Below are 12,939 nucleotides of genomic sequence, written 5' to 3'. Positions count from 1 at the left end.
CTTGGTAAGTTTTAGAAGGGATACCACAATGGCGGAAAATCAATTTGAAGAAGCAGTCATTAAAAAATTAACTCAAGAAGGATGGGATTATCGTAAAGATCTATCTGGAGTAAATATCAGCGTGTTAGAAAATCATTGGCGCGATATTTTAAATCGGAATAATAGTAGTAAATTAGAAGGAACTCTATTATCAGATAGTGAATTTGATATGGTAATGTTGGAAATTGCAAAAAATAAAAGTCCGTATCAATCACAATTAATGCTGTCTGGAGCTGGCGGGGTAGGTACAGTACCACTAACTCGAGATGATGGTACTCAACTTGAACTAGAAATTTTCTATGAAGATGAGGTGGCTGGCGGACGCTCCCAATACGAGATTGTTAATCAAATAACTTTTAACGAGTTAAAGGATTCATTGGGAAATAATCGGCGTATTGATATTTTGATGTTGATTAACGGATTACCAGTGGCACACATTGAGGAAAAAGATGAAGCCTTGCAGAGCCAATGGAGGGCTTTTGAACAACTTAAAAAATATGATAGTGACGGAATGTACACAGATTTAATGAGCTTTGTTCAAGTTCAATTTATTTTGTCACAGCATTCAGCACATTATTTTGCGCGTCCACGTGGACCTGAATTTTATAATAAAGATTTTGTGTTTGGATGGCGTGATGAACAAGGAAAAGATATTACTAACACGATGGAATTTATTCACCAAGTTATGGGGATTCCAGCTTTACATCGACTAGTGACGGTTAATATGATTCCAGATGCAGATAATGACAATGTTATGGTTATGCGTTCTTATCAGATTCAAGCTACTCGTGAAATTTTAAGCCGAATGAAGACCATGGATGAGAATCACTTTATCGAAAAAGAAGGTGGCTATATTTGGCACACTACTGGTTCTGGGAAAACGGTAACTTCTTTTAAAGTTGCCCAATTAATTGCATCAATGCCTCGTGTTCGAAACGTAATATTTATTGTTGATCGTGTGGATTTAATTAAACAAACACATGATAATTTTAAGAGTTATGCTTATGAACAATTTAAAAATCGAATTAAAATTGTTAACGGACACACTTTGAAACGTGAGTTGAAATCTAAAAGTGCTGCATCGAACATTTTTTTAATTACAGTTCAAGGATTACATCGCGCGGTTAAGTCTGGGTTAAAGTCGGATGAACGAATGGTCATCATTATGGATGAAGCACACCGTTCAGCAAGTGGGGATGCTGTTAAAGATATCAAAGATGGATTACCTAAAACTACGTGGTTTGGTTTTACTGGAACACCTAACTTTTATAGTGATGAATCTAAGGGAGTTAAGACAACTCGAAATGCTTCAACTCACGACATCTTTGGCAAACAATTACATCGTTATACTATCAAAGATGCGATTGGTGATGGTAACGTTTTGGGATTCGATATTACTTACTATGAACCAGAAATTGTAAAGAATGCAGACACAGATTTAACAGAAGATGAGATTGAACGTGAAGTCTATAATAGTTTGCAATATCGTGAATCAGTGGTCGAAGATATTGTGACAAATTGGCATGATAATGCAGATGGTCCTGTAATTAGTGGTCAACGTGAACCAAATGAATTTCAAGCAATGTTTGCCGTAAGTGGAAAGCAGGCGGCAGCAGACTACTATGCGTTATTCAAAAAAATGGCACCAGATTTACGTGTGGCTATGACTTATTCGAATGACGAGACTAATGGTGACGGAGCAACAAATACACAAGCTGCTTTAAAACAAGCAATTAAAGATTATCAAGCAATGTTTGACACTCGTGATTTCTTTGAAACAGATGATCCTGCTCGAAATTATATTAACGATATTACTAAGCGTTTAGCACGAAAAGGGAATTACAATAGAGGTCAAGAAAAAGATCGCTTAGATTTAATTATCGTATCTGACCAGTTATTGACAGGGTTCGATTCGAAGTATGTCAATATTATTTATATGGATAAGACTCTGAAAGAAGGGCTTTTAATCCAAGCAATGTCACGTACTAATCGAACTTTTGATAAAAACGCTAAGCCATATGGGAAAGTACGTTTTTATCGTCGTGGGTCGGTTATGGAAGAAAATGTTCAACGGGCATTGGTAATTTATACGCGAGGTGGCAGTGAAAGTTCTGTTGATCCAGTTATAGTTGGCCCAGTCGATTACCCACCAATTATTGCACCAAAACCAGCAACTGAAATTAATGAAATCAATCCAATCCTTAAACGTCTTAAAGAGATTGCGGGAGATAACTTCTCACAAATTCCAAAGTCTGAAAAAGAACAGAAAGAATTTATAGAATTAGCTAACCAAGTTAATAACCAGATTAAGCAGTTGCTACAAGGTGAATATAAGATTGGTGAGGAAGTTGCTGATTATGATGTTTTAGGACAAAATACCGGTGAGACTGTTCGCCTAGATTTAGATTCTATGGATGATTTTTCAGCTTTGGAAGCACGATTGAATGATGTGAACAAACTACTACCACCTGATGAAAAAATTGATCTAGGAGCACTAAGCGTTTCTATTAGAAAACATTCTAAAGAAATTGTAGATTATGATCATTTAGTAGACCTATTGAATAAATATATTGATCAAACTACAGAAACTAATCGTAAAGCAATTGAGGACCATATCGCTCCGATGGATGACGATAGTCGTAAAGATATTAATATTATTATAGATGAAATTGCCAGTGGAGATCATACACGTCATTTTAGTACTGAGAGTCTAGACGAGCGACGTACACTAATCCATTCCGAGCGAAAAGAGTTAAAAATTAGGCGTTGGGCAGATGCTCGTAGACATGATGCTAATGAAATTATTAGAGCTTACGATTTATATCGTCCAGGTATTACGCTAAATGATAACCCAGAATTACGAAGTAAAATCGAAGAAATCCAAGATAGTTCTAATATGGGATTCTTTGAAAAAGGGACATTTGAACAAGAAATTATCAGCTTGTTTGATAGTTTATAAATTTATTTTGCACATCAAATTACGGGTACGAAAGTATAAAAAATAATAAGATATTAGAATAGTCAAAATAAGGGGAGTGTAAAATGGCGGCTACAATCGAAGTGAATAAACAAAGTGTAAAACAACTATTGGAGACCGGAAAAAAACAAAAATTTGTGATACCTGAATACCAACGTTCTTATGCTTGGACAGATGAACAAATTCAAATTTTGTTTGATGATTTAGTGGAATATACGGAGAATGATAACGAAAATACATACTTCTTAGGAACTATAGTAGCTTACGAGAATGACCAAGGCGAACAAGAAATTATTGATGGTCAACAACGAATCACATCCTTGTTCTTACTATTAAGAGCTTTTTATACAAAATTAGAATCAATGGTAGAAACTCCAGAATCAAAGAATTTTAAAAGTCAAATCGAAACAGCCTTATGGGAACAAGATGAACTCACAGCGGTTGTTGATTACAAGAAAACTCTTATTGTCTCTAGAGTTATGGGCGATGAAGGAAATAAAATTTTTACCAATATTTTAACTACTGGGAGGGCTAATCCTAAGGCAAAAGATAATTACTCTATAAACTACAATTTATTTTTAGAGTTGATTGAAACGTATGCTGCCTCCCAACCAGAACAATTTTATTATTTAATTAGAAATGTACTTAGCCGTGCTATTCTATTGCCTATTACAGCTGACTCACAGGATACAGCACTCACAATTTTTTCTACATTAAATGATCGTGGTTTAGCTTTATCAGATGCTGATATTTTTAAGGCAAAAATGTATAACCATAAAGATAAAGCAGCTCGTATCCAATTTATTGAAGATTGGCAACACCTGGATGAGGAAGCGAATAATGCTAATGAAAGCATCCAAACTTTATTTTACTATTATATGTTTTATTTAAGAGCATTAGATGGTGATCGTAAAACAACTACGCCAGGCCTTCGTAAATATTATTCTAGAAATAATTTTGAGAAATTGTATAAAGACGATGTGATGGACAAATTAAATGCCATCCTTAACCTCTGGATATTGATTAACAACCGTATTGAGATTGAGGGGGAAGAATGGTATAAAAATATTGAAATTAAACAGGTAATGGATAGTTTAACATCCTATCCTAATGAATATTGGAAATATCCTGTTGTTACGTACTATTTGAAGTATCGTAAAGAAAATAATTTTGAAGTTGATTTTCTTAATTTTTTAAAGAAGTTATTTGCAATTTTGGCTGCTCGCTACATTGTGACACCAACGCTAAATGCTGTAAAAGGTGGAATTTTAAACTTAAATACAGAAGTTATTAAGTCATCAAATCCTAAATTTGAATTTGCCAAAATTGATGAACAAGAACTTAAAGATAAGATAAAAAAAGCTCACCGTAATACGGTTCGTATGATTTTGAAAGTTTTAGCATACCAGCATCAAGATAATTTATTACCTGAAAAATGGGAAATTGAACATATTCTTCCACAAAAATGGCAGTCTAATTATTTCTCTTCTAGTACGGACGAAGAAGTCAAAGAATTAGTCGAACACATCGGTAACAAAGTCCCTTTTGAAAAGAAATTAAATATCACGGCTAGTAATGGGTATTTTAAAAAGAAGCAGGAAAGTTATAATAAATCCCATATTAAATTAATTATTGAATTGTCTAGAAATAATAATGAGTGGGGATTAGATAAAATTCACGAGAGAGATGTACGAACAGCTGACGAAATTTTTCAGTTATTTAGCGAATGGGGATTGAATCAAATAAACGTGAATGAAAAAGGAAAAAATCTAATTGTGATACCAGATGAGAGTTTAAATAAATATCATGAGTATATAGAAATTTTTGATTTAGAAGATAATAACGAAAATCGAAAAGACTTTTTGAATAAAATTAATCCTAAGTAAGTTAATTTTTTTCTGTCTAACAAAGATTTTCCGGATGTGAAATAAGAATTTTAAATACCAGTGTAAAATCAATATAAACATCAAAAAAACGAGAAGAAAATCAACCCGATTTTCCTCTCGTTTTTAATATCTAATCACTAACTGAAAAACGCAACTTCATGTGCTGTGAGCCTAGATTAATAACATCGTTTAAAAGTTTTTGTGAATGTTGGAGTACAATGTCAGCCATTTGTTGATTAGCTTTTTCTAAGGCGTTTGTGGAAAAATCCCCTTGTTGATCAGTCTGGTTTTCCACAGCTCGAACCAGTTGCATAACTTCTTGTTCATAAGTACTTTGCAAGTTTTGATACAAAGCGTAATTGCTATCGCCAATCAAGGCGAGGATGCGACTAATCCAATAAATGTAATTGCTATCTGTAGTTACCGGAGTATCACGATAGCATGCTGGCGTATCGGTAACTTGACTGTAGAAGGGTGCCAAAGCATTGAAAGTGTTGGGACCAAAGGCGAGCCAATGGATTCCGGCAATTGCATCGGGCACACCGTTACGAAGTTCTAAAATATGTGTTTCTAAATTCCGATTAATTCCAATTGGACGAAATTTCTCGGTGGGCGCTACGGTACCATAGGGATCAAAGGGAGTTTCATCAAAGTGGGAACTCAGTAAAAATTTTAAATCTTCAATTGAAATTTTACGGTCGCTCCGGTGGATAAATGGTAAATCTTGATCCGTGGGCTGACCTTTGAAATTATGATCTAAGTATTGATGAACGTACCAAGCTCGTGGATTATTATAATGCTGATCTTTGACAGTTGAACTACCAAAGATATGACGGAAATTTAAAGTGTCAGCATCAGGATTTAGATGATTTTGAGTAATTAAATCAGGCAAATCCGCTGCATACAGATAATCCTCGGAATTGAAAACAAAATAATCAATATTTAAGCGATTTGGTGCAATCACATAGGCATCGTCTGGAATTCGGACAGCGGCCCAGTGGTGACCACCTAACGTTTCCAAGTACCAAACTTCGTCTTGGTCAGCAAAGGCAATTCCGTTCGACTCATAGGTTCCATACTGCTCTAAAAGCGACCCTAAACGTAGCACACCAGTCCGAGCGCTATCGATATATGGAAGAACGAGGGTGGTGATGTCTTCCTCCCCAATTCCTTTTTCCACTAGGGGATCAACACTTAATATCCGTGGGTTACTAGTTATCGTTTCAGTGGCAGTCATGGCGACATTATGTTGATTAATACCACCAGCTCCCCAAACGCCGTAGGTTGCGTCTGCATCAGGTGTTGAAGTATAGCGTACTCCGGTTGTTGGTAATGGAACCTCAATTTCACTATGAACAGAGTGGTAAATTTTTGAATTTTCACTCGGGTTAACTACTACAAACCGTTGTGGATTAGAAGCATCATCGCCGTCTTCATTACGCGCAATGATGGTTGAGCCATTGAGGGATGCTTGCTTACCGACTAGGATTGTTGTACAAGTTTTTTGAACCATTTTACGTTACCTCCAAGAACTATATTTGTCCCTATCTTACTCTATATTATTAATAATTTCAGACTCAAAATACCTCTAAAATCAAATTTTTTCCTACAGATGCGCAAAACTCTCCACCAACTGATGGATATTTAATCCAGCGTAAGTGGGGAGTTTTTATTTTGTACTAAAAATAATTTTTGTTCCATTCAATTATTTTCGTTTGTAAACTAAAACAGTTAGTGGAGCAAAAATGGAGATAATAACGATTCCTGCACCTAATACTATCCAAGCCGATGTAGGCCAAAATCCCGCATTCAGGATGGTTCTTGAAGCATTGATAACATATGAAACTGGGTTAAGTTCGACTAAGATTTTCATGAAAGGTGGAAGTGTCTTTACGGGAACAAAAGCATTCGAAAGAAATACGAGAAGCAACATGGTCATTAGTGAAATACTTTCTACCATGGTGGAACTTTTGGCGAACAAGCCATAAAGCGCGAAAATCCAACTTAATGCCCACCCCAGGAAAACATCAAGAATAACTACTAGAATTACCCATCCTAGACCAGCTGCTGGACGCCAACCCATTAAGTATCCAGTGGTTAAAGAGACGGTGGCTGCAATTAATAAACGTAGAATGTCTGCTAGTAACTGCCCAGCAAGTGGAGCAACTTGGGGAATCGGTAATGTTTTTAATCGATTAAAGATTCCTGTACTAAAGTCGTCACTGATTTGAGTTCCCGATCCAGTAGCAGCTGAAATCAAAGATTGCATTAAGATTCCAGGAACCAATGTGGGCAAATAGGCGTGGATGTTTCCTGCTATTGCACCACTGAATAAGTAACCGAACAATAGCATGAACAAAATGGGTTGGATAACTACATCCAGTAATTTATCTGGATTGTGCAAAGTTTTTAATAGATTGCGATAAGCCATCGTTAAGGTACTTTTAAAAATACTAGTTTTATGAGTTTCTAACATTGTTATGCTCCTTTTATAATTAGTTTTTACCAACAGTCATTGCAAAAAATACATCATCAAGCGAAGGCTGTTTAATTTGAATATCATTTGCGGATAGTTTGGCAACTTGTAAGTTAGTTAAAATTTTAGTGATGTCATCAACTTCATTAAATGACACGTTCACCATATTATCCGTCTGCTGAACTATGCCATTTGTTGCTTCAGAAATTACTTGAACAGCTTGAGTTGCTTGAAGTTCATTTTGAAAAGTTAAATTTAATTTCTTGCTGGCAATCTTTTCTTTTAACGCTTGAGGTGTACCTAAGGCAACTAGTTTTCCATGATCAATCAGAGCGATATGATCAGCTAATTGATCGGCTTCTTCAAGGTACTGAGTCGTTAAAATAACGGTTGTTCCAGATTGGACTAGTTGGCGAATGGTTTTCCACATTTGTTCTCTTGTACGAGGATCAAGGCCGGTAGTGGGTTCGTCTAAAAAAATAATTTTTGGCCGGGCAATTAAACTGATGGATAGATCCAAGCGCCGTCGCATTCCGCCAGAGAAGGTTGCCAGAGGTTTATCTGCAGAATTTATCAATGAAAATTCTTCCAATAGTTCTTGTGTACGTAGTCTTGCTTCACGAAAAGTAAGCCCATTTAATAGCGAAAAGGTCTGTAAATTTTCTCGAGCCGTTAAATCTTCATCAACAGACGCGTATTGACCTGTTAAACCAAATAAAGAGCGGACGGCTTGTGGTTCAGATTGGAGATTATGCCCCAATACTTGAATGGTCCCACTAGTTGGTTTCAATAAGGTAGTGAGCATGCGAAGTATTGTGGTCTTGCCAGCTCCATTAGGACCAAGCAAGGCAAATACCTCGCCGACTTCAACGTTAAATGATACACGGTCCACTGCGGTTTGTTGACCAAATTTTTTACTTAGTGTTTGAATTGCGATTGCAGGTGCTGTTTTCACAAGTTCTGTCTCCTAACATTTTTAAATATTATCAGGGCCCTTGATTTTATATAGTAAGGGCCCTTGATTAAAATGTCAAGGCACCTGAGTATTTTATTGTGTGAGAGCACTTGTTATAATGAACTTATGATAAATAGGAATGGATGGAATTAAAGTGGATAAACTAATTGAAAAACACCAATTGGCAGCTAAACTATTTGAATTTACGACACTGCAAAATATGGCGGATGAGCAGGCTGAACGGCATATGCCAGTTTTTAAAGGACAAAATAAAATCTTAGTGGCATTGAGTGAAGGGGATAATATTTCGCAAAAAGAGTTATCACAACGATTGGGGATTAGCGTACAAGCGATTGCTGAGTTTATTACTAAATTAGTAAAAAAAGGATATATTACTAAAACAAAATCTTCCACAGATGGGCGCGTTCAGTTAATAAAGTTAACGGAAAAAGGACGTAAACAAGCTCAAAAAAGCCTATTTTATATTCCAGAATATCTTGATTACTTGAACGAAGACGAACAAAATCAATTAGCAGCTATTTTGGATAAAATGAATGAGGGAATCCGAGATAATCTACAACTTAATGGGATTCAGAATATTGGAACTCGCTTGCGTTTTGGTCAGTTGAAACGAAAAACTGATGACTATAAAGAATAAGTGCTAAGAATATAATGGTCAATAATTAATAAAGTTCTGTAAATAAAACTAGAATATAAAAACACTCCTGTTCACATTTTAGTGAATAAGAGTGTTTTTTGTTTGATAAAGAAGATAGCTTTTTCAGTCCTTTGCACACTATCTTGAATTTCCCATATTTATAGTTGTAATACTTCCCATATCAAAACGGTGTCTAGTTGTGGAAAATTCGAAAGGTTTACCATTTTGTAAAAAAACGGTTTGCTGTACTTGTAAAACAGGCTCAGTCAAATCACATTTTAAGTACTTTTGATCCATATTATTTGGCTTATCCGCGCTAATTTTACGATATGCAGCGCCTATCTTTAAATCTAAATCATGCTCTATATGAGAGTAAATCGAATTTTTTAGAACATCATCAGATAAATCTCCTAAAATTTTAACGGGCATAATAGAATGTTCTACACAATAGGGTTCCTTATTTAAATAACGTACTCTAATAATGTCATATATTGCATCGGCCTTATTAAGTTGTAACTTTTCTTGCTCCTCAACTGTGGGTAAACGTAACTCATTTTTTAAAACTGTGCTTCTTACAATCGCACGATCTTTAAAAAGTTCAGTCGTACCTACGTACTGGTTAATACTTGTGTCTAATTTTGATAGTGAATCAGCATTAGATTTAACAAATGTACCCTTGCCTTGTTTACTGTAAATCAATCCTTCATAACTTAATAAGTCTAATGCTTTTTGAATTGTCATTCTTGATGTTTTGAATTCTTTGGATAATTTAACTTGTTCGGGAAGTAAATCTCCTGTGGGATAGGTTCCGTTTAAAATACGATTACGAATTATTGTTGCGATATCTTTATATTTTGCCAACTTAATCACCTGCCATTTACCAATCCATTATAACATATGAGTTTTTAATTATGATTTATCTTTTATTTTTAAATGACTTTACATTTAAAAATAAAAGCGCTATCATTGTTTTAAATATAAAAGAGAAGGTGAATGGATTGGCACTAAAGAAAAATTTTTTATGGGGTAACTCCGTTTCAAGTATGCAAAGTGAGGGAGGTTGGAATTTAGACGGAAAAGGCATGTCAGTTTACGATGTTAAACCAGCTACTAAAGATACTTCGGACTGGAAAAACGGAATTGATGAATACCATAAATATCAAGAAGATGTAAATTTAATGCAGGAAATGGGGATGAATTGTTATAGGTTTCAAGTATCTTGGACAAGAATTTTTCCGAATGGTGATGGCGATATAAATGAAGATGGATTTAGATACTACGATAAGTTAATTGAATCCTTATTAGATGCTGGTATCGAACCGATGATTTGCTTATACCATTTTGATATGCCATTGAAGCTGGCTGAAGAATATAATGGCTTTTTTAGTAGATATGTTACAGATGCCTTTGTAAAATTTTCTAAATCTGTTATTGATCGTTATGGGAAGTATGTTAAATATTGGATTAGTTTTAATGAGCAGAATGGATATTTATTTGAAGCCGGTTTTGATAATAGTGGGTATGTTAGCGGAGAAAGAACAATTGAAGCTCTATATACTATTGCTAACAATACGATGGTAGCACATGCTGAAATAGCAAATTATATCCACAGTAAATTTCCAAACGCTAAAATCGGAGGAATGTTAGCTTATCAAGAATTTTATCCAGCTACTAATCATCCAGAAGATGTATTTATTGCACGAAAGGCATCAGAATTTATAAATCAAAATTTTATTAATGCTTTTGTTAACGGAAGATATTCAAAAGAAGTTTTAACTTTTTTGAAGAATAATAATTTGTTATCTACAATTCAAGATGGTGATTTGGAATTAATTGCTAGCCACCGAAACGATTTTATTTCACTTAGTTATTATTACACGATTACTTTGAATCATATTTATCTAAAGAATAATACACCGCCTAATTTTTATATGAGAGATGCCAGTGAACCTAATAAATATTTAGAAAGCAGTGAATGGGGATGGCAAATTGATCCTCTAGGTTTCAGGAACGTTTTAACTAAGTTATCTAATGAAACAAATCTACCTATATTTCCGATTGAAAATGGAATTGGTGTAAATGAAAAAATTAGTGAGCAAAAACAAACTATTATAGATGATTACAGGATTAAATATCACAAAGAACACATTAAGGCCCTTTGCGATGCAGTTAATATAGATGGTGCTAATATCATGGGGTACTTAGGATGGGGATTAATTGACATACCAAGTTCCAAGGGAGATATGCGGAAGCGCTACGGAGTGGTTTATGTAAATAGAGAAAATCATAATTTAAAGGATATGAAGCGTATTCCTAAAGCTAGTTTTTATTGGTTAAAACAAGTTATTAAGAGCAACGGTGAAAATTTAGATTAGTTTACTAAAAGCAAAGGGGTGTTTTCATGGAAACAAAACTAAGTAAAAAGAAATTTATTGATCAATTCACGAATATTGCTTTCAAAATTGGTAATCAAGTTCATCTTCGATCGCTTCGGGATGCATTCGCAATTATTATGCCGTTATTTATCTTAGCTGGAATAGGTGTTTTAGTGAATAATGTTATTTTTCCTTGGATAGTATCAGGAACGATTCTAACTAAATTTCAATTTTTTGGAACCTACATAACGAACGGTACTTTAAATGTAGCAGGTATATTAATAGCACCAACAATTGGATATTGTTTAGCACGAAACAAAAATTATAATAATAAAATAACTGCTGCAATTATGGCGCTGGCAACACTAATTATAATGATGCCTATTAACATAACAGCTACTACGGTTAAGAATAGCCATATGGTTAATGTTACAGGAGCTTTATCATTCCAAAATATTGGAACAACAGGCATGTTTTCGGGGATTATTATTGGTCTCTTGGCAACCGAAATGTTTATAAAATTATCAAAGATTAAAAAGCTTCAGATTCATTTGAGCGATTCGGTGCCATCAGCAGTAGCTGGTTCATTTAATACGATGATTCCAGCATTAATTACAATGAGCTTATTTGCAATTCTAGCCTCAGTTTTAACAGTTGTATTTCATACTGATTTAATCAGTTTAATTACGTCTTTAATACAAGAACCATTGAGAAGAGTTAATACGAGCTTACCTGGATTATTATTAATTTACGGAACAGGTAATTTGCTATTTGCTTTTGGGATTCATCAAGCAGTAATCAACGGAACATTGTTAGATCCGGTTTTATTAATTAATATGAATAAGAACATGGCTGCTTATGCAGCTGGTGATCACATACCATATATTATCAATAATGTTTTTAGAGATACCTTCGGAATGTTGGGAGGTACAGGAAGTACAATTTGCCTTTTAATTGCTACACTTTTATTTTCAAAAACAAAATCAAGCCGTGATATTACAAAAATGGCACTAGTACCAAGTATATTTAATATTAATGAACCAGTTATCTTCGGTTACCCAATCGTATTTAATATTTCATTAATTATACCCTTTGTATTAATGCCAAGCTTAGGAATTAGTATTGCATACTTCTTTACAGCCATTGGTTGGATGCATAAGGTGGTTGTAATGGTACCATGGACAACTCCACCACTCCTTAATTCATATTTAGCTACTGGTGGCGACTGGAGAGCTCCAATTGTTCAAGGGTTAACGATGGTGTTAGGAGTCTTAATCTACTGGCCATTCTTAAAGATTAGTGAAAGAGTAGCTGCTAAACAGGCCGAAATAAATTTATAAACGGTTATTAATTATAGAAGATTAGACATTTATTTAATATTGAAGGCGACGTATTCGGAGTGTTAAGCGAATTCGTCGCCTATTATTATACAGATTTCTAGAACATTTAATTTACGCTTTAGAGATTTACTAAAATGCTTAACTTAATGTGTTTTTAGACTATGTTAAATGATAATTAAATGTAGATATAGATTAATTTGTTGAGAATACTAACACGTATAACATATAAATTT

At 34.5% G+C, this 12,939-nt stretch carries 9 protein-coding genes; 5 read left to right on the top strand and 4 right to left on the bottom strand.

Annotated elements, in window-relative coordinates; all coding sequences use genetic code 11:
* Positions 1–28 precede the first annotated feature (28 nt).
* A complete protein-coding gene (locus tag HFC68_RS08680) occupies positions 29–2,998 on the top strand; it encodes a type I restriction endonuclease subunit R (RefSeq protein ID WP_167399813.1) in 2,970 nt (989 codons plus the stop codon).
* Between the two features lie 83 nt (positions 2,999–3,081).
* The gene (locus tag HFC68_RS08675; protein ID WP_167399812.1) at positions 3,082–4,902 is read left to right on the top strand and encodes a DUF262 domain-containing protein; all 1,821 of its coding nucleotides are present in this window, start codon (positions 3,082–3,084) and stop codon (positions 4,900–4,902) included.
* Positions 4,903–5,032: 130 nt separating this feature from the next.
* On the opposite strand, the gene HFC68_RS08670 is transcribed toward HFC68_RS08675, so the two are convergent.
* The 3 genes from HFC68_RS08670 to HFC68_RS08660 form a co-directional block, all read right to left on the bottom strand.
* Entirely contained in the window at positions 5,033–6,415 is a 1,383-nt protein-coding gene (locus HFC68_RS08670) for a C69 family dipeptidase (RefSeq protein ID WP_167399811.1), read from the bottom strand.
* 192 nt (positions 6,416–6,607) lie between these two features.
* Positions 6,608–7,378: an ABC transporter permease gene (locus HFC68_RS08665; RefSeq protein WP_167399810.1), complete on the bottom strand. Its 771-nt coding sequence runs from the start codon at positions 7,376–7,378 to the stop codon at positions 6,608–6,610.
* A gap of 19 nt (positions 7,379–7,397) precedes the next feature.
* On the bottom strand, positions 7,398–8,333 hold the full coding sequence (locus HFC68_RS08660; RefSeq protein WP_167399809.1) for an ATP-binding cassette domain-containing protein: 936 nt from the start codon (positions 8,331–8,333) through the stop codon (positions 7,398–7,400).
* A gap of 154 nt (positions 8,334–8,487) precedes the next feature.
* Between HFC68_RS08660 and HFC68_RS08655 the strand changes: the two genes are divergently transcribed.
* Positions 8,488–8,991 carry a MarR family winged helix-turn-helix transcriptional regulator gene (locus HFC68_RS08655; RefSeq protein ID WP_159250957.1) on the top strand — a complete coding sequence of 168 codons (504 nt, stop codon included), beginning with the start codon at positions 8,488–8,490 and terminating at the stop codon, positions 8,989–8,991.
* Between the two features lie 138 nt (positions 8,992–9,129).
* On the opposite strand, the gene HFC68_RS08650 is transcribed toward HFC68_RS08655, so the two are convergent.
* Positions 9,130–9,852 carry a GntR family transcriptional regulator gene (locus HFC68_RS08650; RefSeq protein ID WP_099299869.1) on the bottom strand — a complete coding sequence of 241 codons (723 nt, stop codon included), beginning with the start codon at positions 9,850–9,852 and terminating at the stop codon, positions 9,130–9,132.
* A gap of 50 nt (positions 9,853–9,902) precedes the next feature.
* Here HFC68_RS08650 and HFC68_RS08645 point away from each other — a divergent pair, with 50 nt between their 5' ends.
* Both HFC68_RS08645 and HFC68_RS08640 read left to right on the top strand, forming a co-directional pair.
* Entirely contained in the window at positions 9,903–11,366 is a 1,464-nt protein-coding gene (locus HFC68_RS08645) for a glycoside hydrolase family 1 protein (RefSeq protein WP_099299870.1), read from the top strand.
* Positions 11,367–11,392: 26 nt separating this feature from the next.
* The gene (locus HFC68_RS08640; RefSeq protein ID WP_167399808.1) at positions 11,393–12,706 is read left to right on the top strand and encodes a PTS sugar transporter subunit IIC; all 1,314 of its coding nucleotides are present in this window, start codon (positions 11,393–11,395) and stop codon (positions 12,704–12,706) included.
* The last annotated feature ends 233 nt before the right edge of the window (positions 12,707–12,939 follow it).

Origin of the sequence: Pediococcus sp. EKM201D, assembly GCF_011800215.1 — a bacterium.
Taxonomy (GTDB): domain Bacteria; phylum Bacillota; class Bacilli; order Lactobacillales; family Lactobacillaceae; genus Pediococcus; species Pediococcus pentosaceus.
Note: the sequence above shows the minus strand (reverse complement) of the source record. Positions and strands in the feature narration are given on the sequence as shown.

Coding starts and splice junctions, on each gene's coding strand:
- HFC68_RS08680 (WP_167399813.1), top strand. CDS start 29: ATGGCGGAAAATCAATTTGAAGAAGCAGTCATTAAAAAATTAACTCAA.
- HFC68_RS08675 (WP_167399812.1), top strand. CDS start 3,082: ATGGCGGCTACAATCGAAGTGAATAAACAAAGTGTAAAACAACTATTG.
- HFC68_RS08670 (WP_167399811.1), bottom strand. CDS start 6,415: ATGGTTCAAAAAACTTGTACAACAATCCTAGTCGGTAAGCAAGCATCC.
- HFC68_RS08665 (WP_167399810.1), bottom strand. CDS start 7,378: ATGTTAGAAACTCATAAAACTAGTATTTTTAAAAGTACCTTAACGATG.
- HFC68_RS08645 (WP_099299870.1), top strand. CDS start 9,903: ATGATTTATCTTTTATTTTTAAATGACTTTACATTTAAAAATAAAAGC.
- HFC68_RS08640 (WP_167399808.1), top strand. CDS start 11,393: ATGGAAACAAAACTAAGTAAAAAGAAATTTATTGATCAATTCACGAAT.